The following is a 22,035-nucleotide window of genomic DNA, read 5'->3' as shown; positions in this document are numbered from 1 at the left end:
ACAGACCAGTGGACATATGGTACTCGTTTAGCGCCGAGGCATCCAACGCTCAATATCGAGAAACAGATATGCGTTGTTGGACCTTGTTTTAACACAATTAAAAGAAGTTGCGTTCCGGGGCATGACCGACCTTTTTGAAGATTCAAACCAATCAACAGACAAAGCCTATTCCGCCAAGGATATTGAGGTTCTCGAAGGCCTGGAGCCTGTTCGCAGACGCCCCGGTATGTATATCGGTGGCACGGATGATGCAGCCTTGCACCATCTGGTCGCAGAGATTCTCGATAACTCGATGGACGAAGCGGTCGCAGGCCATGCTGACTGGATCGAACTGGAACTCAGACAGGACAACACAGTCCTTGTCCGCGACAACGGTCGTGGTATTCCGACCGATCCGCATCCGAAGTTCCCGGATAAATCAGCCCTCGAAGTCATTCTGACCACCCTGCATTCGGGTGGCAAGTTTTCGGGCAAGGCCTATGAAACATCCGGCGGTCTGCACGGTGTCGGCATGTCGGTGGTGAACGCCCTGACTGAAAAATTCCGTGTCGAGGTCTGCCGTGACCGCAAGATGGTGTTTCAGGAATATTCGCGCGGTGTGCCGCAAATGCCGCTTCAGGATGGCGGCGCGATCAGCAACCGTCGCGGCACCACGGTCATCTTCAAACCCGATCCCGAGATTTTCGGTGCACGGGCGAAGCTCAAGGCAGCAACCATCTTCCGCATGGCGCGATCAAAGGCCTATCTTTACAAGGGCGTTGAAATCCGCTGGTCGGTTGACCCGCTGCTTCTGACAAGTGACGACCCGACCCCGCAGCAGGAAGTCCTGAAATTCCCGAACGGTATTCTCGACTATCTGGAAATGACGCTTGAGGGTCGCGACCTTGTGACCGAACGTCCCTTTGCGGGCGAAGCCAAGTTTTCCGATAGTCCCGGTCGTGTTGAATGGGCAATCGGCTGGCCCGAAAGCGGCGAAGGCTATTTCCATTCCTACTGTAACACCGTCCCTACCCCGCTTGGCGGGACGCACGAAGCGGGCTTCCGCTATGCTCTGACCAAGGCAATCAAGTCCTATGGCGATATGACCGGCCAGAAAAAGGCCGCAGCCATCACCGCCGAGGACGTGTTTGGTGGCGGCTGCGTGATGCTTTCGGTCTTTATCCCCGACCCGCAATTCCAGGGTCAGACCAAGGAAAAGCTGGGCACACAGGGTGCGACCAAGCTGGTTGAAACCGCGGTCCGTGACCATTTTGACCACTGGCTGACCGGGGATACCGAAAACGCCAAGCGTCTGCTTGAACGCATCATCCTGCGCGCCGAGGAACGTCAGCGCCGCAAGGAGAAAAAGGAAACCAAGCGTCAGTCGGCAACCCGCCGCCTGCGTCTGCCGGGTAAACTTGCCGACTGTTCGCGTTCAATTGCCGCTGGCACTGAAATCTTCCTGGTCGAGGGTGACTCGGCAGGTGGTTCTGCCAAGCAGGCCCGTGATCGCGAAACGCAGGCTGTCCTGCCGCTGCGCGGTAAAATCCTGAACGTTGCGTCGGCGACCTATGAAAAGATGATGGCCAACCAGGAAATCAAGGACATGATCGAAGCCTTTGGCTGCGGTTCTGGTAATGATTTCCGTCTGAACGACCTGCGCTACGAACGCATCATCATCATGACCGATGCTGACGTCGACGGCGCGCATATCGCGTCGCTTCTGATGACCTTCTTCTATCAGGAAATGCCCGGTCTGATCGAAAGCGGGCACCTCTATCTGGCCATGCCACCGCTTTATCGTCTGACCCAGGGTGGTAAATCGATCTATGCGATGGATGACGCCGAAAAGGAAGTCATCCTCAATACCGAGTTCAAGAACCCGAACAAGGTCGAGATTTCCCGATTTAAAGGCCTGGGTGAAATGCCGCCGCAGCAGCTGCGTGAAACCACAATGGCGCATAAAAAGCGTACATTGCTGCGTGTCACCCTGCCCGATGCGGCCGAACCCGATGAACGCGGACAGACCAAGGATCTGGTCAATCGTCTGATGGGCAAAAAACCGGAACTGCGTTTCCAGTTCATTCAGGAACATGCCCGCTTCGTCGAGGATATCGACGTCTGATTTTGAAAGCAGATTTCACCAGAAATCCTGACCACGTGTGAGATGGGCGGTATGGTGACAGGTCAAAGAGTTCTCTTTCCTGCTCCCACGGACACGAAACAACCGCTAGCAATCCAATGTAGCGGTTGTTTTGGCTATGGCATCAGCTACTTGATCACGAAACCGTCAAACGATCCGGAATGCTCCCCCCAACCTAATGACGGGACTTAGCATCTAACGGACCGTAAAGCAGAACTATGTCTAAAAAGAATAGCGCACACCAACCAACAGCGAACTGAACGAAATGTTATTTTTTTCGTGCGTGTGCTCTCTAAACGTAAAGGAGCCAGATGAAATTGATGCCGATGGATTCAAGTCTGGATTGAAGATGTGAAAATACTGATATTGTGTAAATAATTCAATATTATCAGTAACATTCCAACCGATTCCTGCCGTCAGTTGACCGGCTGGTGCCCAATCTGAATCATCGCTTTGACCAAAACTATCAAAGACCTCAAGTTCGACATGCGACATACCAACCCCTGCTCCAATATAAGGTCTTACAGAGGGTACACCTGTGTCGAAGGTGTAAGTTCCATTCACCATCAAGCTATTGCTTTTTATGAAACCATCAGTGCTTAAAACAGTACCTGATGCTGCATTGTAATACCGTTCAGTATTATTAGAACGGTGCGTGTACTCAAGATCGAACCGAACGTTATCATTGTACTTGTAACCAAATGCAACACCACCAGCATACCGGTGCTCAAACTCCATTTTTGTATTGATTGATGTACTGGTTGCACCGGTTGAGATAATACGTGAACTTTTGACATCAGATGCCCTGCTCAAACCACCGCTAGCCTGAACATACCAATCACCGGCATCTGCCTGGGCCGCTAAAGGCGAAAACACCACCAAGGAAAGAGCCAGCAAGTTGATTCTGAAGGCCTTCGCTACCATGGTATATCGCTCCTGAAATCCATCAAACCAAATAGCTGCTTAACTGAACACCAAAGATAATGCACAAGTTATGTCGCTTTTCAATTTTTTTGGACGATGGTATCCGCATTGACGGGATACCTTGCTCTTTATTTATTCAGTAAATCTAATATCGATCTAGATACAGTATTCATCTGGCTTGTTCTGTTTTTGTCTACATCCGCCAAACCGCTTAGACTGGATTGCATAATGTCGCATAATTATGCCGTATCCTTGAACAGATCGCCGAACATGTTGCAACAGCCGATTTTGGCACCGCACGCAAGGCCGATTATATTCCCGCCCTATCAGACGTCCCCGATGATCACTTTGACATGGTGATTTGCGGCATCGGTGAACCGGAATTTGCGATTGGCAAGGCCGACCTGCCCTTTTCAATCCAGAGCATATCAAAGGTTTTCGCCCTTGCACTGGCTCAGCGCGCCTATGGCGACGACTCTGGCACTGTGTCCGGCGCGAACCATCCGGTTCGGCGTTCAATTCCCTGGTCCAGCTCGAATAGGAAAACGGCGTTCCGCGCAATCCGTTCATCAATGCCGGGGCCATCCGCGTCCCTTCTGATGACCTTCTTCTATCAGGAAATGCCCGGTCTGATCGAAAGCGGCCACCTCTATCTGGCCATGCCGCCGCTTTATCGTCTGACTCAGGGCGGCAAATCGATCTATGCGATGGATGATGCCGAAAAGGAAGTCATCCTCAAGACCGAGTTCAAGAACCCGAACAAGGTCGAGATTTCCCGATTTAAAGGTCTGGGTGAAATGCCGCCGCAGCAGCTGCGTGAAACCACAATGGCGCATAAAAAGCGTACATTGCTGCGTGTCACCCTGCCCGATGCGGCCGAACCCGATGAACGCGGACAGACCAAGGATCTGGTCAATCGTCTGATGGGGAAAAAACCGGAACTGCGCTTCCAGTTCATTCAGGAACATGCCCGCTTCGTCGAGGATATCGACGTCTGATTGCACCATATCGAGTATGTCAAAACCCGGCCTTTGAGCCGGGTTTTTTCATGGATATAATCGCCATCACATCGCCGTAAATTTTTCAAACAATGCGGCTTTCACTGTGATCGCAACCTTGTGCACCCGGCCGTTTGTGATCGGATATGCCAGACCTTGCCGTATAGTAGATTGCACCGGAACGCTTCCAAAGGACTTGTCCAATGAACACGCGCAAACATTCCAGACTCTCCGTTGCCGCCATCACAACGACTGCAATGTTGCTTGGCGGATGTGGTGCCGCCTTGATAGAAGCGCCGAACTACAAGGTCTCAGAAGTGTGGAGCTTCAAGACCGCCGGCGCACCAAGCAACGTCATGCTGCTTGAGGTCGTTGATCCCGCCAACGCCCTTCCGGCAAAAACATGGACAGATGCCTTGTCCAATCACGGCTATGCGCCGCGTCTGCGTTTTGTGACCGATCCCGCCGATATCGCCGCCAATGAAACCATCAAACCGGAAAACCGTCTGGTTGCCGTGGTCAATCCGTCCCAGAACACCTTTGGCAATGCGATTTGCACCGATCCACAAACCGGCGGGATGGAAGACATTTCGGATCGCCTGATTGTCCGGCTCGGCTTTTGTGCCGGAGACAGTGTAATTTCCGAAACCCGTGCGCGCTTTGTGAAGGAAAACTTCGAGGAACAGCTGTTTAACAATGCAGCCGTGCTCAGTTTCCAACTGTTCCCGCGCCAGATCCGCAGCAACGATGATGACCGCCGTTGCAGCCCGTTCATCACGAACTGCTAGCCCGCGCAGCCGAAACGATCAGTCCCCGATCAGCCTGCTGGCGAGAACCGGTAATGCAAACGCACGCATCCGCGATCAAGCATTTGCGTGCTGATCAATGTCGGACTGCAGCGAAAACCTGTCTGGGGGAAAAGCGGTTTTCCCCCACCCAGTATTTCCGGCATGACGTAAATTTCAATTTCGTCGAGTGCGCCCCGTTCAATGAACGCCATTTGCAGCTTTCCACCGCCCAGCATCCAGACATCCCCATCATCAAAAGCACGAAGCTCGGAGATCAATGCGTCAACGTCACTTCGCACGTCAATATCCGCGACGGGATTATCAATCGGACGGGATGTGACCACAATTACCCGCTTTCCGTGATAAGGCCATTCCGACGGTTGGCTTGCAACAAAGTCATAGGTTGCCCGCCCCATCACCAGGGTTTGAATGCGCTTGATGAACTTGTTGTAATCGTATGCACCAAGATCCATCCCGTCATATGCAAATAACCAATCGAGATTGTCATTTCTGTCCGCGATCATCCCGTCAAGACTGGTTGCGATATACCCAAGAATTCTTGCCATGACCAAATCTCCATTGATTTATAAACGAATATACGTTTATAAATAATCATGGCAAGAAACAAGACAATTCCCGACAGTCAGGTGCTCGACACCATCTTTGAAACCGTGCTTGAAACCGGACCGTCAAACCTGACATTTGCCCGGGCATCAAAAGCCTGCGGCCTTTCACCAGCGACACTTGTGCAACGCTACGGCACGCGTGATGCTCTGCTCCTTGCGACATTGCTCCGCGCTTGGGACCGGCTTGATGCTGAAACGCATGCAGCGGATCAGGAAGAACCACCAAGTCCGAATGGTGCAATCGAAATTCTGCTGCGCCTGATGCCGCCGGAAACAGCAGACCGGGACACCACCAACGGCTTGCTGGTTCTGCATGAAGACATCCGCAACCCGCAACTTCGCGCACGCGGGGCTGCCTGGGGACATCACCTTGCCGCAATACTTGGCCGCCGCCTGTCGAAGCAGCCCGAAGAAGGAAAAAAGCTTGGTTGGCAAATGGCCAGCATATGGCAAGGGGCACACATATGGTGGGCTTTCACCCGTGAACAACCTGCCGATCAGACAATCAGGGAAATGCTCGAAGAATGGGTTGCCCGCAACATATAAAAAATCCCGCCCTACCGTACGAGAAGATCCAGCAACGCACTGGCGAAAATTTCCGGCTGTTCAAGTGGCACATAATGTCCGGCCCCGGCAATTTCGTGATAGGTCGCACCGGGAATAGCATCCGCCATCTCCCGGTGGCTTTCCGGACTGATGATCCGGTCGTGGGTCCCGACAACTACGCTACAGGGCACAATAACATCGCCAAGATCCGCCATGCTGTCCGGGCGCATGGCTACCGCATGGTTCTGGCGTTCAAACACACCGACCCCGCAGGCGTCACCCATTGCGGTCAACAGTGAAACCAGCGTCTCATCATTGCGATTATCAGGATGCAGCATCTCGTCAAGCATCCCTTCATTGACTGCGACAAACGGTTGCCTGGCTGTCACGAAACGCGATAGCAACAATCGTCGGCGTCGTACCGCCTCGCTGTCGGCTGTTGCCCGGGTATTGACCAGCATCAGGTGACTGACCCGCTCCGGGGCCTGGCGCATGATTTCAAAGGCGGCATATCCGCCCATCGACATACCCACCAGCGCAAACCGTTCGGGTACGGCTTCCAGCACCGCACGCGCCATATCCGATACCGTATCCTGATCAAACAATTCGCAAAATACCGGTACAATGGCGGGCTTTCTGACGTCGCGAAGATCATCATAAGCCGTCAGCGCCTGATGCCACATGCGCTGATCGGCCAGCATGCCCGATAAAAACACAACGGGCACGCCATCGGCTGATGCGTGCCCGATATTCTGATCCGGTCGGGATATCATTTGATCAGCGCACTCAATTCCTTGAATTCCGGGGTACCCGCCACGCGCAGCCATTCAAACATCACACTTTCGCGCGTCACGATCTTTGCTCCGGCATCGCGCATGCGTTCAAGGCCGAAAATCTTGTCTGACATGCTGCGCGATGTTACCGCATCGGCAACCACATAAACCTCGCGGCCACGCTCGATCAGTTCCATCACGGTCTGCAACACACAAACATGGGTTTCCATGCCGATGACCACCACCTGATCACGGCCCGGACTTTCTTCCATTTTCTCGATAAAACCATCGGCGGGGATGGCTGAAAACGCCACTTTGGAAACCACATTTCCGCCTTCTGACGCATCGCTTGGCTTTTCGATCAGATCAAGAATGGGTTTTGCCGTATGCCCAAGGCCCTTGGGATATTGTTCGGTGACAATCACCGGAACACCCAGCCGATTGGCGCATTTCACAAGAAAACAGCAATTGGCGATGATCTGTTCAGGCTCCTGACAGGCCGGATAGAGTTTTTCCTGAACATCGATAACCAGCAAACTTGCACGCGTTGCATCCATCAGCACGGCTTTTCTCCCCTGTGCATTATCTATTTAGACAGGTTACGCCGCCAAATTGTTGCAAACAAGCCTCTCAACAAGGTGTTTATCGGTTTTCCAAGCGAATTTTGCGGCGTTTTTCTTGACTTAATTAAGGGTTAGCTTTACGACGCAAACAGATTTTTGCATATCCGCTTAACTTAACGCATTCTATTGCGGGAAAACGAACCATATGAATTTCGCCGATCTCGGTCTGAGCGAAGATATCCTCAAAGCCGTCGCAGACGCCGGCTACGACACCCCCACCCCGATCCAGGCTCAAGCTATTCCGTCGGTGCTGATGGCGCGCGACATTCTGGGCTGTGCACAGACGGGTACGGGTAAAACTGCCAGCTTCACCCTGCCGATGCTTGATATCCTGCATCATGGCCGCGCGCGTATGCGTATGCCGCGTTCCATCATTCTGGAACCGACCCGCGAGCTTGCAACACAGGTAGCGGCAAACTTCGACACCTATGGCAAATACATGTCTTTGTCGAAGGCATTGATCATCGGCGGCGAGTCTGCTGTCGAACAGGGCAAGATCCTGGAAAAAGGCGCTGATGTGATCATCGCGACGCCGGGCCGCCTGATTGATACCTTTGAACGTGGCAAACTGCTTCTTTCCGATTGCAAATTGCTTGTGATCGACGAAGCCGACCGCATGCTCGACATGGGCTTCATCCCCGACATCGAAAAGATCGTCAATATGCTGCCCAAGCAGCGCCAGACGCTTTTCTTCTCGGCGACCATGCCCACTGAGATCCGTCGTCTTGCCGACAAATTCCTGTCCAATCCAAAGGAAATCACCGTTGCCCGCCCATCCAGCATGGCATCAACGGTTGAACACAAACTTGTGGTCATGGATGACATGGACAAGCGCGAAGCACTTCGCCGTTTGATCCGTGCCGAAGACGTCAAGAACGCCTTCGTCTTCTGTAACCGCAAAAAGGATGTCGACATCCTTTTCAAATCTCTGACCAAGCACGGCTTTAATGCCGGACGCATGCATGGCGATCTGGCACAAAGCGAACGTACCGAAACGCTTGCGAAATTCAAAACCGGCGAGATCACTTTGCTGGTCTGCTCGGATGTTGCCGCACGCGGCATTGACGTAGCCGATGTATCGCACGTCTTTAACTTCGACGTTCCTTTCAACTCCGAAGATTACGTCCACCGTACCGGCCGTACCGGTCGTGCAGGCCGCGACGGCAAGGCCTTTACCCTTGCCGTGCCTGAAGACGGCAAGCTGGTCGCGGCAATCCAGAAGACGATCAATATCGACATTCCGCTGACCGACCTTGAAGGCATTGAAACGCTTGAGCTGGACTTCACCGGCAAGAAGCGTCGCAACAAGAAAAGCCGCAAGTCATCAAACACCCGCGATGACAAACCGGCCCGTTCGGCAAAATCGAATGAGCGTGCAAAACCGGAAGCCCCGGCAAAGTCCCAGACGGATGCCCCGGCTGTCGCCAAGGAAGAAGAAGCTCCCAAGGCACCGGCACGCGACGCCAGAACCAATCATGACCGCCACGAACGTCATGACCGGACCGAACGCACGGATCGTAACGACCGCAATGATCGCAACAACCGCAATCATCGCCGTGATCGTGATGACCGTGATGACAAACCGGTTGTCGGCTTTGGCGATCACGTTCCGTCCTTCCTGCTAACAGCAGTTCCGGCATCAAGCCTTGGTCGCAAGTCAACCGACGACGAAGACGTGAAAGAGGAGCCGAAAAAGGCCCCTGCACGCAAGGCGGCAGCAAAATCGACAAAGACGGGCAAGACCACGCGCGCCAAAACGCCGCGTCGCGCGTCTAAAAAGGCCGCTGACGAAGCACCGGCAGCCGATGCAAGCCCGGCGACCGAGGCACCTGTCTCGACCAGCACAGAGACAGAAGCAGCACCGGTTGCAGAAAAGCCTGCTGAGAAAAAACGCGCTCCGCGTCGTCCGCGCAAAAAAGCAGCCCCAAAGGCCGCAGCTGCGGAAAGCGCCGAAGCTGCTGATACGGCACCGACCCCAAGCGAAGGCTAGGTCGGAAAGTCCGTCCAAAGAAAACCTGTTAAAGACAAAAGGCCGTCAGAACATTCTGACGGCCTTTTTCTATTGTGCGATATGCAACCTGATTTAAACGGCGCGGAACAATCCGGTAGAACTCGGCTTTTCGGGGCGGCGCTTGCGCATCAGTTTGAGCATGGTTTCAATCGTGATTGAAAGCAGCGTCGCATGGGTGATCTCCTCGATCTCGTCCATAACAAGCGAAAGCGCATTTCCGGCATTGGTATTCTGGACAATGCTGTTGGACGGGCCGGTACCGACCTCCTCAAACAGTTGCACCACATCGAGAAGCGTCGTGCGCTTGGCATTCCCACAGAAACGATAGCCGCCCCCCGCACCACGCACGGACTCAACAAGTCCCGCACGGCCAAGATCACGCAGAACCTTTGCCAGATGATTGGTCGAGATATTATACCGCTCGGCGATTTCCGATGCTGACAGCTGACGGTCGGTATCTTCGGCCAGTTCAAGCACGGCATAGAGGGCAAACAGGGTTGCCTTTTGCAAGGACATCATGGCTTAAGCCCCCTCTTCCATATCGGTTTCAAGCTGGATGAACGGGCCGGCCATCATGCCCTGTGACCGGAAGAACGACATAAGGTCGGTGGCATCGCCCGGGATCATGGTACGGACCTTGGTCACCCCGGCATTGCGGAAACAGCGGCAGATTTCGTTATACAGAATGGTGCCGATCCCGCCCATGCGCAGATCCGGCTCGACACTGACCGTCCCGACCCAGCCACACGGTACGGAATTGAATTCCCAGGACCGGACTTCCCCAAAGATACAGCCAAGCAGCGTACCCTCTTCCTCTGCCACCAGGAAAAAGCGGGAATCCTTGCGGTTGCCATAACGGGTAAACAGATCGTCCCAATATTCGGGTTTACGCAAACCTGTGGTGCGGTCATCAAGACCGACGACATTTGGCAGGTCTTCCAGAACCGCCGGACGAATATTGATTTTATGCTCGCCAATCGTAACCAGGTTATATCCCGGCGTATTTTGCGCAGCGTCCACCTTATATGCCTTTCTGTAACGTGGTTGGCCTTGCCAACCTCCCCCGGCTTCCGATCAGGAGAATAACCACAATCAAAATAAGTAAATTGGTACGATTATACTACACTGCACAGATGGCACGCGGCAATGATAAGTTCCGCTGCAGGTGCGAGGGGAATCACACTAAACCCAAGCATTCCAAGGAATTGAAGGACATACTGTTATTCATTAGTTCTTGCAAGACCCAAGCAGGCATCAAAGCACGCGCTATGACTTCATTCATATACAGTCCCGCACCGTAAAAAATGCTGCGTTCGACTACGCAAAGATTGACAGAAACCCGAAGTCATGGCTTATCGCGCAGCAGAAAATACTTACAGCCAGTTCGAAATTTGGCAAAATCTGCCAACGCAATTCGATCCTTAATGGACCGAATGCAATCTGGCTATCTATGACCCAAAGGAGTGTGGCACGCTATGGCGCGCAACGGATTCGACGCAATTGATCGCAAAATTCTTCGTGAAATTCAGGAAGACGGGCGAATCTCCATGGTCGAATTGGCAGACAAGGTCGGCCTGTCTGTTTCGCCCTGCCTGCGGCGACTTCGCAAACTCGAAGAAAGCGGCGTCATTCGCAAATATGTCGCCCTGCTTGATCCGGCCCATCTGCATCTTGGCGTGAATGTCTTTGTCACTGTGTCCCTGACCCAGCATGACGAACCGTCGCTTCGCCGGTTCGAAACCGCCGTTCAGGCTCATCCGGAAATCGTTGATTGCTATGCCATGGTCGGCAATCAGGATTACATGATGCGTATTGTCGTGCCAGACCCGGCTTCCTATCAGCGCTTCCTGTCCGAAGTAATGATGAAGCTTCCGGGTGTTGCCAACATGAAATCAAGCTTCACCCTGCACGAAGTCAAGAACAGCACCACGCTTCCGGTTTCCGACATCGACTGATCAATGCCGGCCTGCCATCGCAGGCCTGACGCCAGAACATGGAACGCGCCATCAGGCACCATCTGGCACCGTCACCCCCGCGCAGGCGGGGACTTCGAACCACATGTTCAAGACACTCTATCTCTGCTCAGGCTCAGGCTCAGGCTCAGGCTCAGGCTCAGGCTATGTCCTGGCTCTGCTCTGCTTGGCGTTGCACTGACGCTGCTCCGTGGCCTGCCCCAGACCCCGGCCCCCACACCGAACACCGCATCCGAACACAGTCCAGCCTTACACCGCTGCCGTACGCCTGTCGGGAATAATGGTCGGAAACAGGATGGCAAGCGTCACCCCGCGCAGCAGGAAGAAGGCGTTAAACGACGCCCATAGCAAATGATTACTGCCCATCGCAACGGCTCCCCACGCCATCAGGCCGTAAATCCCCACAGACACCAGCATCATATTGCGCCAGTGCTTGGTTTGCATCGCGCCCAGAAACACCCCGTCAAACTGAAAGCCCAGAACACCTGTCACCGGCAATATCACCGCCCATAACAGGTACTCGTAGGACGCATCGCGTACTTCGGGAATACTTGTCAGCGCATCAATGATCCATGGTCCGACGGCGGCAAATACAATTACCATCGCAACGGCGGAAACAAGACCCCAGATCGTGGTCTTGCGTACTGCCCACAGAAACTGTTTGCGCCGCTCTGCCCCATACGCCTGCCCGACAAGGGTTTCAGCCGCATGGGCAAAGCCATCAAGGGCGAATGATCCGAACATCAGGAAATTCTGCAACACGGCATTGGCAGCAAGCGTCACCTCGCCAAACCGGGCCGAGAAACTGGTGAACAGCGCAAAGGCCGATGTCAGCGCCATGGTCCGGATAAAGATATCGCCATTGATCTTCATCAGCCTGGCAATCTGGCTACGGTCAAGAATACCGATCCCCCGCCATGTGCCGCCAAGACGTTTGAGATGCGGCTGCATCAAAAACCAGCCCAGCACCACGCCGGAATAATCGGCAATAACGGTCGCCCCGGCCACCCCTTTGACATCCCAGCCGAACCCCTGCACAAACAGGATATCCAGAATGATGTTCAGCGAATTGAGCACCACCTGAAAAATGAACACTGCCCGGCTGTCTCGCATCGCCAATAACCAGCCCAGCATGCAATATTGCATCAGGGTCGCGGGTGACGCCCAGATCCGGACATGGAAATAATCCCGTGCTGCGGCCTCGACCGCTTGTGTCGGCGCAATCAGCGACATTGACAATTCAATGATCGGCCATTGCAGCACCATCACGGCAAGCCCGGCGACAATCGCAATCAGGGCGGCACGGGCAAAGACCGCACGCACGCCATTGGGATCACGCCGGCCATAAGCCTGTGCCGCAAGCCCGGTGGTCGCCATGCGCAAGAAGCCGAAACTCCAGAACACATAGGAAAAGACAAGCGCCCCGACGGCAACCGCCCCGATATAGTGCGGGCTGTCAAGATGACCGACCACGGCAGTATCAACCGCGCCAAGTAACGGCACAGTCGCATTGGACAGAATAATCGGCAGGGTCAACGACAGAACGCGTCGATCCCCTTTGCCGAACCAGCGGCGCGGGCGGTTCATACGGGCCTCTAGATTTATCTTGATACGGGGCGCTCCGGCGAACCGGAAGATTTCTTGTGGCACAGAAAAGCCAACGGCAAAAGGCAGGTTTTTTGATTATACCAGCTCAAAAAATCCACATCGTTGAATGTGACCGGGAGTCATACCTATCATTTCGCGCATGATGATTTTCATTTTGGGGAATTTTCGACAATTTTTCGGAATACCAAAAACTGAAACTTCACCAGAAACCAACGCAGATCACTGTTTTTAAACAGAAAATAATATTTCACAAACCCGACCAACCGCATAAGGTCATTTTCTGAAAACCGATACCAACGGATAGATATCGGCGCGTTCAGACGATAATTCGGCGGCAAATTTGGTAAATTTCGCCTATACGCCCCTTTCCATCCACAAACTTATCCACAGGATAGCCTTGCAAATTGCAATTCCCGAAGAGCCAAAAGCTGACCGACAGTCGATATGACAAAAATGACTGGTCGTCTGACCGCTGCGTTGCTAATCAGGGGGAAAGGTTTATTCAGGAAAATTATGATGAGCACCGACACTTTATTATCTGGTCCGACCCTGCCTGCTGCATCTGGCACAACCAAAAACATTGTGATCCTGCTGCATGGTTACGGGGCTGACGGAAATGACCTGATTGGTCTGGCGCCACATCTCGCACGTGCCCTGCCCGATACCAGCTTCTATTCCCCCAATGCACCCTACCCGTGCGAAATGTCGCCATTTGGCCGTCAATGGTTCAGTCTGGCCGAATATGATCCGGAATTTCTCCGCCGCACGCCAGAAACCATGTCCGGTGCCCTTGCTGCCATGGCCGAAGGTGCCGATAAAAGTGCATCCTTTGTCGACGGCTTTATTGATCACCTGATGAAAACCCATGGCCTGACCGAGGACAAGGTCGCACTTGTCGGGTTCTCGCAAGGGACCATGATGTCGCTTCAGACCGCCCCGCGCCGTGCCAAACAGCTTGCCGGTGTTGTCGGTTTCTCGGGCGCCCTTCTTGGCGATGCAGCCTTTGGCACAGAACTGAAGTCACGCCCGCCGGTTCTTCTGGTTCATGGCACTGCCGATCCGGTCGTCCCGATCGAGGCATCTCGGATTGCAAAGACAACCCTTGCCGCAAACGGCATTGATGTTGCCCTGCATGAACGCCCGAACCTGCAACATGGCATTGACGAGGAAGGCCTTGGCCTGGCGCTTGAATTCCTGCGCAAAAATCTGGGCTGACCACCCGCTTTCCAGACCGCACGCACTGCCTGCACAGACAAAACACCCGCCGGTTCCGGCGGGTGTTTTTTTATTTCCCCGACCGCCAGAACATATTTGCATGCGATTAGCGGTCTGCGTGCGCCAGATCGCCCGAGCACAACAGAATAGAAACATTACAATCAGATATTAAACCAAGCGTTTCAAATAGTTGATGAAATTCGACAAGGAACATGCCTATACTTTTTAACAGGCCGAACCACTCATTTAGACAAACAACAATGCTTTGGTATAGACATCTGTACCTTGGCTAGGACGGAACAGCAGGAAAACGGGTACAGAACATGCTCCAAAACATCCGGATTGGCAAAAAGGTCGCCAGCCTTTCAATATTATCCCTGATCGCGCTATTGGCGATTTCCGCCTTCGAGCTTGTCGCCTTGCGCGACGCTCTTCTGGAAGACCGCAAAGACAAGATTCAGGCCACGACAGCAATGCTGCTCAGTTCAGCAAAGGCATATCAGGCCCGCGTTGACAGCGGCGAACTCAGTCAGGAAGACGCTCAGACCGCCTTCTATTTCTCGGCGGCTGCATCGAAATTTGATGAGGGCACCGGGTATTTCTTTGCCTATGACAGCAAGGGTATCTCGACAATGCATGGCGCGAATGCCGCCCTTGTCGGCACGGATATGAGCAAGGTTCAGGATCCGACAGGATCCTATATCATTCAGGACATGCTGAAAGTTGGCCAGCAACCCGGTGGCGGATTCTTTTCCTATTGGTGGCCAAAGCCCAACATGCCCAAGGAAGAATTGTTTGAAAAGCTGTCCTACGCAGCAACCCTGCCCTGGGGGCATATCATCGGCACCGGGATCTATATTGACGATGTCGATACCGCCTTCTGGGAACAGGCAATTCTGGTACTTGTTATGATTGCGATCATCCTCGCTATCATGAGCTTCGTATCCATTGCGATCGGCCGCAATATCACGGTTGGTTTGAAAAAGCTGTCTGCCCGCATGGCCCGGATTGCCAGTGGCGACCTGAGCGGCGAAATCGAAGGCCAGAATCGTGGTGACGAAGTTGGCGACATGGCGCGTACGGTGGTTTCCTTCCGGCAACAGGCCGTCGAAAACCTCGAACTGCAGGAACGTCAGAAACAACTTGAAATACAGGCTGACAAGCAACGCCGTCAGGACATCACCGACATGGCCGACAGTCTTGAACAGCGGGTCAAGGTTCTGATCAATGCCATTTCGGGTTCCATTACGGAAATGAAACAGGCCACCTCGACCATGGAAGAAGCCAGCAGCACCAACAGCCAGCTTTCAGCGGCCGTTGCTTCTGCTACAACCCAGACATCGACCAACGTGCAAACTGTTTCGGCCGCGACCGAGGAACTTACAGCTTCCTCTGATGAAATCGCCCATCAGATCGCCCAGTCCGCCGACATTGCCAATCAGGCCAATGATCAGGCCACCCGCACCAATCAGACCGTGACCGGACTTGCCGAAGCAGCCCAGAAAATCGGTGACGTTGCCCAGTTGATCGGCGACATTGCCGAACAGACCAACCTGCTCGCACTCAACGCCACCATCGAGGCCGCGCGTGCCGGTGATGCCGGCAAGGGCTTTGCTGTCGTCGCAAGCGAGGTCAAAAACCTTGCCAACCAGACCGCCAAGGCAACCGAAGAAATCAATCAGCAGATCCTGTCTGTTCAGAATGAAACCGGCGAAGCGGTCGAGGCGATCCGCCTGATCTCCGAAACCATCGCCCGCGTTGCCGATAGCTCGACCGCCATTGCTGCGGCGGTCGAAGAACAGCACGCTGCCATCGGTGAAATTTCACGCAACGTCCAGCAAGCGGCTGATGGCACCGCCGAGGTTTCACAGCGTATCGAAACAGTGAACCAGAATGCCGGTCGCGTGTCTTCGGGCACCACCCAGTTGGCCCATTCTGCGGAAAAACTGGTCGAAGAAGCCCAGTCACTTGATGAAGCGGTCGAACACTTCCTCGCCGATTTACGTAAGCGGGCAATCGACTGATATATAGGGACTTTTCATCACATCACAGGAGCCGCGAACACTGGTTTGCGGCTCCTTTTTCATGTGCATTCTTGATAAAATTTGCACAATGAATTGATCCCGGCATCCGGCGTTCCCATATCAAAATCAGCTCATATGAAATTCCACAATGCGAAATTGATTGTGTAATGCGGAGGATAATACTGGCATTACATCAATACATGATAATATTAAAATAATAATAAATAGACCTTGCTGCCAAATTCGTCGGAGGAAACAATGCTCGGCAACATAAAGATCGGTCTCAAGATCACCGCACTGTCTGTCATTGCCTTGCTGGCAGTTGTCGCCATTGCAGCCATACAGCTTCTTGAATTGCGCAACTCCCTGCTTGAGGACCGAAAGGAAAAAATTCGCGCGACGACCGAATATATCGTCACAATCGCCCAGCACTATCAGGACAAGGTAACGTCCGGTGTCTTAACCCAGCAAGAAGCCATCGCACAGTTCCACGAGATCGCCGGGTCCGGAAAATATGATGGCGATATTGGCTACTTCTTTGTCTTTGCCAAAGATGGCATGACGGAAATGCACGGTGCAAACCCTGCTTTGGTCGGCAAGAATTTGGGGACACTTCAGGATTCCGCAGGCAATTATTTCATCCGTGACCTGATCAAGGCCGGCAACAATCCCAAAGGTGGTTTCTCGTCCTATTACTGGCCAAAACCTGGCGAGGACAAGGACAAGACATTTGAAAAAATGTCCTATGCACATCCCCTGCCCTGGGGAACCATTATCGGTACCGGCATCTATATTGATGACGTCGATGCAGTATTCAGGGAACAGGCCATCTATGTCATCCTGATTGGCGGCATTATTCTGGCAATCATGGCAATTGCCGGTCTGCTCATTGGTCGTGACATTACAACCGGACTTCACAAACTGGCTTCGCGCATGCGCGTCATCTCTTCTGGCAATCTCGAAGGCCAGATCGAAGGACAACAACGCAAGGACGAAGTCGGTGAAATGGCCCGGACCGTGGTTTCGTTCCGCGAACAGGCCCGCGAGAATGTCAAACTTCAGGAAAATCAGCGCGCCATGGAACAAAAGGCCGATGCCGACCGGCGTCAGGCCCTGCTTGATATGGCAGACTCCCTCGATCAGCAGGTCAAAGGTCTGATCAGATCCATCTCGACCTCGATCAAGGACATGCAGGCGGCAACTGATGAAATGCGCGATGCCACCAACATGAACAGCGAACTTTCCAACGCGGTTGCGGCCGCCACCACCCAGACATCGACCAATGTCCAGACTGTCTCGGCCGCGACCGAGGAACTCACGGCCTCTTCGGACGAAATCGCCCAGCAAATCGCCAACTCTGCCGACATTGCCAATCGTGCGAACGAAGAAGCTTCCAAAACCAATGAAACCGTCACCGGCCTGGCCGATGCCGCCCAGCGTATCGGCGATGTCGCCAAACTGATCGGTGACATTGCTGAACAAACCAACCTGCTGGCCCTGAATGCCACGATTGAGGCCGCGCGTGCCGGTGATGCCGGCAAGGGCTTTGCCGTCGTCGCAAGCGAGGTCAAAAACCTTGCCAACCAGACGGCCAAGGCAACCGAGGAAATCAACCAGCAGATCCTTGCCGTTCAAAATGAAACCAGCGAAGCGGTTAATGCCATCCGTCGCATTTCCGAAACCATTGCGTCGGTCGCGGACAGTTCAAGCGCGATTGCCGCTGCCGTCGAGGAACAGCACGCCGCAATCGGCGAGATCTCTCGCAACGTCCAGCAAGCTGCTGACGGTACACAGGAAGTCTCCGAGCGGATCGAAACCGTCAACCAGAATGCCGAAAAGGTGTCCTCTGGCACCACCCACCTTGCCGGTTCGGCACAGAAACTGGTCACCGAAGCTGTGGAACTTGATGAAGCGGTCGAAGCATTTCTCGAAAATCTGCGCAACAACGCCCGCATACCGGCCTAGCCTGAATGCCAAGCCGGCATTAAACTGTCTTTGCCGGCTTGGCTCACTACCGTTCCGAAACGAGCAGTGACAGGCTGCTCGTTCTGGTATGCGGATGGTGATTTGAAATGACGTCTGTTCTGGATCTTAAGCACATTTTCTTGCAACTGTCGGGCTGTCTGATGCTTGGCTCGGCGCTGCTTCTGGCCAATAGCTGTGATGCCAGTGCCGATGGAACCAGCCTTGCCCTGCATGGCATTGATACATCCCACCATAATGGCGACATCAACTGGCAACAGGTCCAAAATAGCGGCATTGCCTTTACCTTCGTCAAGGCAACTGACGGGCTGGATTATCTTGATCCGACCTTCACCGATCACTTTGCCGCAGCACGCAAGGCCGGACTTTTGCGCGGGGCCTATCATTTTTATGAAACCAATGATGACGGTGCTGCACAGGCGGCATGGTTCATCAAGAATGTGACGCTTCAACCTGGCGATCTTCCGCCCGTGGTTGATATCGAACGCATCAAGGCCCCGATCAAAGGTGACCTTCACCAGCAATTCGAAACCTTTCTCTCCTTGCTTGAACAGCATTACCATCGCCGCCCGATCATCTATACCGGACGTAAATTCTGGGAACACGCCATGAAGGAACATTTTCCGGGTAATCAGCTCTGGATTGCCGAATATGGTGTTGACCAACCCACCATTCCGGTCGAATGGGCCAGTTGGAGCTTCTGGCAATATACCGAGGAACTGACTGTTCCCGGAGTTCCCACCAAAGTCGATGGCACCTATTTTAATGGTGATTCCAGACGCCTTGGCGAAATCCTTATTCCCGTCCGGTAAGTTCGGGTCCCTTAAAGACAAAGGGCGGAAAGTTATCTTCCGCCCGGTCCTCGACAATTCATATGACGCTGCTGATCAGCGTTATTTAGATGCCTTGATCGTAATGCTGATCGTCACATCATCGCCGACCTGGCTGACATCGGCCCATTGCCCCTGCCCGACACCAAAATCCGTCCGCTTGATGGTAACACTGCCCGTTGCTTCTGCTTCATTGCCATTGATCACCAGATCGAATGGCAGGGTCACTTCCCTGGTCACATCACGGATCGTCAGATCGGCAACCGCCTGATAGGATCCCGGCGCAACTTCGGAAAACGACTTGGTGACAAATTTGGCCGTCGGCCATTCACCGGCATTAAACCAGTCAGCAGAAACAATCTGGCTATCGCGGTCGGCATTCTGGGTATTGACCGATGCAATATCAATCAGCACCTCGACCGACGATCCTGCAAGATCATCTGGCGAAAAGGCAATTGATGCGCTGAAATCTTCAAACGCCCCATTGAATTCCGCGCCAAGCTGCGTGCCGGTAAAGGCAATCGCGCTGTCACCGCCCTCGACATTCCACTGATCAGCCGCCTGTGCAGGCGCGCTCAGTGCCAGCATTGATGCCACCAGACCCGCGGCAAGCGGGCGAAGGGATGTTTTGAAATTCATGCTCATCAGGAATTCTCCTTGGCTGTGTTGGATGCAGGGATATCCCCATCCTGATCACCCGACGCTGGCAACATCCGGCGCAATGTGGCGTCACGGTCAATAAAATGATGCTTGAGCGCTGCGGCAACATGACCAAGCACCAGTACAACAATCGCCCAGGACAAAATGAAATGCGCAGTCCGCAGTGTCTCGAACAGGCCCTGATCCGGCGCCACCAGATTGGGCAGTGTAAACAGACCAAACACACTGACCGGGAAATTTGCTGCCGACGACATCATCCAGCCGGTCAGCGGCATGGCGATCATCACCGCATAAAGCCCGAGATGTCCCAGCTTGGCCGCCAGCCGCTCAATCGAATGTTTGCCAAGGGCGGCCGGGGTTGGTTCATACAACCGCCACAGAATGCGCAGAACCGCAAGCATCAGAACCGTCACCCCAAGCGACTTGTGGCGCGACATCCATTCAAGTTTGGCCATGCCCAGCGGCAGGAAATCCATATACCAGCCAACAGAAAACACACTGATAAACAGGGCTGCCATCACCCAGTGCAGGCTTTTGGTGATACTGCCGAATCCGGTATTGTCACTACGCAGCGCCATATCGCACACCTTCCACGCAAAAGAAGAAAATGGCGGGCTTGCTGAAACGCAGGACCCGCCATATTCAGGAAACCTGTGGCTTATTTCTGCTTCAGGAATTCCGAAGAGATCTGCAACTTGACGTCATCGCCAACGCCCGGAACCAGGAAATTCATGCCATATTCCGAACGGGTCACGGTACCGGTTGCACCGAAACCAAGAACATGGTCGCCGGTCATCGGGTGATCGCCTTCACCGGTCAGCTTGACATCAAGAACCAGCGGCTTGGTTTCACCCAGAAGGGTCAGATCGCCGGTGATTTTCGCCCCATTCTCACCAACCAGTTCAACTGCGGTGCTTTTGAAGGTCGCGGTCGGGAATTTTTCAACATTCAGGAAGTCAGCCGTTTTCATGTGCGCGTTCAGCGCATCGACACCGCTATCAACCTGATTGAGATCAATCGAAATTTCAGCAGACGACGCTGCCGGATTTTCACGATCAAGGGTCAGCTCGCCCGTTACACCGGCAAAACGGCCCTGGAAATCGGAAAAACCAAGATGGTTTACAATAAAGATCACGCTGGTATGCGTCGGATCGAGTTTATAGCTCTCGGCTGCCTGCGCTGCAAAAGATGCCCCCGAAAGACCTGCGGCAACCGCCATTACCAGACCGGCTTTTTTCATCACTTTAAACATTGTCTATTCCCTCATGTTCGACTTACGACCAGTCATGCTGCATCGCAATTTGTGATCCGAGAATGACAGCCCCCACACCTGCTCTCAAGCCGGTGCTGCGGCAACATATATTTTCCATTGCGGAAACAATAATTGGCAACATCGCCCTATTTAGGACAATATCCGAACAGTTAAATATAACGTGACAAGGAAATAATTCCGCCATAAACGGCAGAAAACCGGGACATATGGCCTGACCACAGCCGCAAACCGGTTTCAGAATTTTCTGTGAGTTGAAGGCAACGGCCCGGATCGTTGGCCCGGATCGGTGAACGATCCCGATAGCGGCACCCGACAGGCTGTTACGGGTCTTCCGGTGCCGGTTTGCCCTGCGGTGCCGTCGGTGTGGTTTCCTTGGCATCGGCCGGGTCAAGGCAGTCCTTCAACCAGACATCATAGACCGGATGTTCAAGGCCCGACAGTCCGGGGCTTGATGCAAACATCCAGCCCGAAAACAGCTGTTCACGGGTCGCCTGACCATCGTCACGCACATCTGCGATTTCAAGGAAACTCGCACTTTCCGGGCGCTCTTCCGGCGGGGTGCGATAGCAGGCATCAACCCGGATCGAAAGCGTGCCGAACGAGGCAACCTGCCCGACCGGCACTTCAAAGGTCGAAATGCGGGCCGTAATTTTATCAAGCCCCTGAAGCTGGGCTACCGGTGCAGGACGATAATCAAGGGCGGCATAGGCCGTACCGATCATTGCACATGTCGAACAGATCGCGGCAATCGCAAAAGATCGTTTCATCTTGGAATTCAGTCCTGTTTGTCACTTGTATCATAGGGATTGTGCAGCTCGGCCACGAGATCACGCATCACCTTGCGAAACTGTTCCTCGTCGCAGCCCATCAGAAGCGCATCTTCAAGCGCATCCTGCATCATTTCGCGCAGTTCGCCGAAATTGTCGTTCAAAACCTTGATCTTTTCCACGCAAGATAGCGGCGAACCATCGGTCGCCTGCCATGTCGGGAAATGTTCCATCTGTTCGGTTTTCTTCATCGACCGCTCCGACTTGTCCTTGCAGGGCTTCTTTTCCTGC

Annotated in this window: 20 protein-coding genes and 3 pseudogenes; 11 read left to right on the top strand and 12 right to left on the bottom strand. The window is 53.6% G+C overall.

The window, feature by feature from the left end:
- Window positions 1-121 precede the first annotated feature (121 nt).
- On the top strand, window positions 122-2,104 hold the full coding sequence (gene parE / locus ACTU44_RS10685; protein ID WP_114100007.1) for a DNA topoisomerase IV subunit B: 1,983 nt from the start codon (window positions 122-124) through the stop codon (window positions 2,102-2,104).
- A 240-nt stretch (window positions 2,105-2,344) separates the two neighbouring features.
- On the opposite strand, the gene ACTU44_RS10680 is transcribed toward parE, so the two are convergent.
- Window positions 2,345-3,046 (bottom strand): outer membrane protein, encoded by a 702-nt coding sequence (locus ACTU44_RS10680; RefSeq protein ID WP_462097419.1) that lies wholly within the window; start codon window positions 3,044-3,046, stop codon window positions 2,345-2,347.
- A gap of 353 nt (window positions 3,047-3,399) precedes the next feature.
- Between ACTU44_RS10680 and ACTU44_RS10675 the strand changes: the two are divergent.
- From ACTU44_RS10675 to ACTU44_RS10665, 3 genes and pseudogenes are all read left to right on the top strand, one after another.
- Window positions 3,400-3,462, top strand: a pseudogene (locus ACTU44_RS10675) (hypothetical protein); the annotation flags it as partial.
- Window positions 3,463-3,633: 171 nt separating this feature from the next.
- Window positions 3,634-4,044, top strand: a pseudogene (locus ACTU44_RS10670) (DNA topoisomerase IV subunit B); the annotation flags it as partial.
- A gap of 203 nt (window positions 4,045-4,247) precedes the next feature.
- On the top strand, window positions 4,248-4,832 hold the full coding sequence (locus tag ACTU44_RS10665) for a hypothetical protein (RefSeq protein ID WP_462097418.1): 585 nt from the start codon (window positions 4,248-4,250) through the stop codon (window positions 4,830-4,832).
- An 86-nt stretch (window positions 4,833-4,918) separates the two neighbouring features.
- Here the strand turns inward: ACTU44_RS10665 and ACTU44_RS10660 are convergent.
- Window positions 4,919-5,398: pseudogene (locus ACTU44_RS10660) on the bottom strand (dihydrofolate reductase family protein); the annotation flags it as partial.
- Window positions 5,399-5,446: 48 nt separating this feature from the next.
- Between ACTU44_RS10660 and ACTU44_RS10655 the strand changes: the two are divergent.
- Window positions 5,447-6,004, top strand: coding sequence for a hypothetical protein (locus ACTU44_RS10655; RefSeq protein WP_462097417.1), 558 nt, complete (start codon window positions 5,447-5,449; stop codon window positions 6,002-6,004).
- Between the two features lie 11 nt (window positions 6,005-6,015).
- Here ACTU44_RS10655 and ACTU44_RS10650 read toward each other — a convergent pair whose 3' ends face one another.
- Window positions 6,016-6,777, bottom strand: a complete 762-nt coding sequence (locus tag ACTU44_RS10650; RefSeq protein WP_462097416.1) for an alpha/beta fold hydrolase — start codon at window positions 6,775-6,777, stop codon at window positions 6,016-6,018.
- Window positions 6,774-7,334, bottom strand: coding sequence for a hydrolase (locus ACTU44_RS10645; protein WP_114100013.1), 561 nt, complete (start codon window positions 7,332-7,334; stop codon window positions 6,774-6,776). Before ACTU44_RS10645 ends, ACTU44_RS10650 begins: the two co-directional genes overlap by 4 nt.
- A 211-nt stretch (window positions 7,335-7,545) precedes the next feature.
- Here ACTU44_RS10645 and ACTU44_RS10640 point away from each other — a divergent pair, with 211 nt between their 5' ends.
- Window positions 7,546-9,390 carry a DEAD/DEAH box helicase gene (locus ACTU44_RS10640; RefSeq protein ID WP_462097415.1) on the top strand — a complete coding sequence of 615 codons (1,845 nt, stop codon included), beginning with the start codon at window positions 7,546-7,548 and terminating at the stop codon, window positions 9,388-9,390.
- 93 nt (window positions 9,391-9,483) lie between these two features.
- On the opposite strand, the gene ACTU44_RS10635 is transcribed toward ACTU44_RS10640, so the two are convergent.
- Window positions 9,484-9,930, bottom strand: a complete 447-nt coding sequence (locus ACTU44_RS10635; RefSeq protein WP_114100015.1) for an Rrf2 family transcriptional regulator — start codon at window positions 9,928-9,930, stop codon at window positions 9,484-9,486.
- 3 nt (window positions 9,931-9,933) lie between these two features.
- Window positions 9,934-10,431, bottom strand: coding sequence for a GNAT family N-acetyltransferase (locus tag ACTU44_RS10630; protein ID WP_462097414.1), 498 nt, complete (start codon window positions 10,429-10,431; stop codon window positions 9,934-9,936).
- 455 nt (window positions 10,432-10,886) lie between these two features.
- Here ACTU44_RS10630 and ACTU44_RS10625 point away from each other — a divergent pair, with 455 nt between their 5' ends.
- Window positions 10,887-11,366: an Lrp/AsnC family transcriptional regulator gene (locus ACTU44_RS10625; RefSeq protein ID WP_114100017.1), complete on the top strand. Its 480-nt coding sequence runs from the start codon at window positions 10,887-10,889 to the stop codon at window positions 11,364-11,366.
- 267 nt (window positions 11,367-11,633) lie between these two features.
- Here the strand turns inward: ACTU44_RS10625 and ACTU44_RS10620 are convergent, their stop codons facing one another.
- A complete protein-coding gene (locus ACTU44_RS10620) occupies window positions 11,634-12,971 on the bottom strand; it encodes an MATE family efflux transporter (protein WP_462097413.1) in 1,338 nt (445 codons plus the stop codon).
- A 537-nt stretch (window positions 12,972-13,508) separates the two neighbouring features.
- Between ACTU44_RS10620 and ACTU44_RS10615 the strand changes: the two genes are divergently transcribed.
- The 4 genes from ACTU44_RS10615 to ACTU44_RS10600 all read left to right on the top strand — a co-directional run bounded on the left by ACTU44_RS10615 (window position 13,509) and on the right by ACTU44_RS10600 (window position 19,026).
- The gene (locus tag ACTU44_RS10615) at window positions 13,509-14,207 is read left to right on the top strand and encodes an alpha/beta hydrolase (RefSeq protein ID WP_462097412.1); all 699 of its coding nucleotides are present in this window, start codon (window positions 13,509-13,511) and stop codon (window positions 14,205-14,207) included.
- Between the two features lie 323 nt (window positions 14,208-14,530).
- Window positions 14,531-16,231 carry a methyl-accepting chemotaxis protein gene (locus tag ACTU44_RS10610; RefSeq protein ID WP_114100020.1) on the top strand — a complete coding sequence of 567 codons (1,701 nt, stop codon included), beginning with the start codon at window positions 14,531-14,533 and terminating at the stop codon, window positions 16,229-16,231.
- Window positions 16,232-16,489: 258 nt separating this feature from the next.
- Window positions 16,490-18,196, top strand: coding sequence for a methyl-accepting chemotaxis protein (locus tag ACTU44_RS10605; protein ID WP_114100021.1), 1,707 nt, complete (start codon window positions 16,490-16,492; stop codon window positions 18,194-18,196).
- A 107-nt stretch (window positions 18,197-18,303) separates the two neighbouring features.
- The gene (locus tag ACTU44_RS10600; protein ID WP_462097411.1) at window positions 18,304-19,026 is read left to right on the top strand and encodes a glycoside hydrolase family 25 protein; all 723 of its coding nucleotides are present in this window, start codon (window positions 18,304-18,306) and stop codon (window positions 19,024-19,026) included.
- A gap of 81 nt (window positions 19,027-19,107) precedes the next feature.
- Here ACTU44_RS10600 and ACTU44_RS10595 read toward each other — a convergent pair whose 3' ends face one another.
- The 5 genes from ACTU44_RS10595 to ACTU44_RS10575 all read right to left on the bottom strand — a co-directional run bounded on the left by ACTU44_RS10595 (window position 19,108) and on the right by ACTU44_RS10575 (window position 21,995).
- Window positions 19,108-19,689, bottom strand: a complete 582-nt coding sequence (locus tag ACTU44_RS10595; protein ID WP_462097410.1) for a YceI family protein — start codon at window positions 19,687-19,689, stop codon at window positions 19,108-19,110.
- Window positions 19,689-20,282, bottom strand: coding sequence for a cytochrome b (locus ACTU44_RS10590; RefSeq protein ID WP_114100024.1), 594 nt, complete (start codon window positions 20,280-20,282; stop codon window positions 19,689-19,691). The genes ACTU44_RS10595 and ACTU44_RS10590 overlap by 1 nt, the downstream gene beginning before the upstream one ends.
- Window positions 20,283-20,362: 80 nt before the next feature.
- Complete coding sequence (locus ACTU44_RS10585; protein ID WP_114100025.1) at window positions 20,363-20,956, bottom strand: YceI family protein; 594 nt, start codon at window positions 20,954-20,956, stop codon at window positions 20,363-20,365.
- A gap of 341 nt (window positions 20,957-21,297) precedes the next feature.
- Entirely contained in the window at window positions 21,298-21,744 is a 447-nt protein-coding gene (locus tag ACTU44_RS10580) for a DUF2155 domain-containing protein (protein ID WP_336080625.1), read from the bottom strand.
- 8 nt (window positions 21,745-21,752) lie between these two features.
- Window positions 21,753-21,995 carry a hypothetical protein gene (locus tag ACTU44_RS10575; protein ID WP_114100027.1) on the bottom strand — a complete coding sequence of 81 codons (243 nt, stop codon included), beginning with the start codon at window positions 21,993-21,995 and terminating at the stop codon, window positions 21,753-21,755.
- Window positions 21,996-22,035: the final 40 nt, after the last annotated feature.

This window comes from Thalassospira sp. SM2505 (assembly GCF_054901115.1).
The sequence above is the reverse complement of the archived record's forward strand: the minus strand, read 5'-3'. Positions and strand labels throughout refer to the sequence as shown.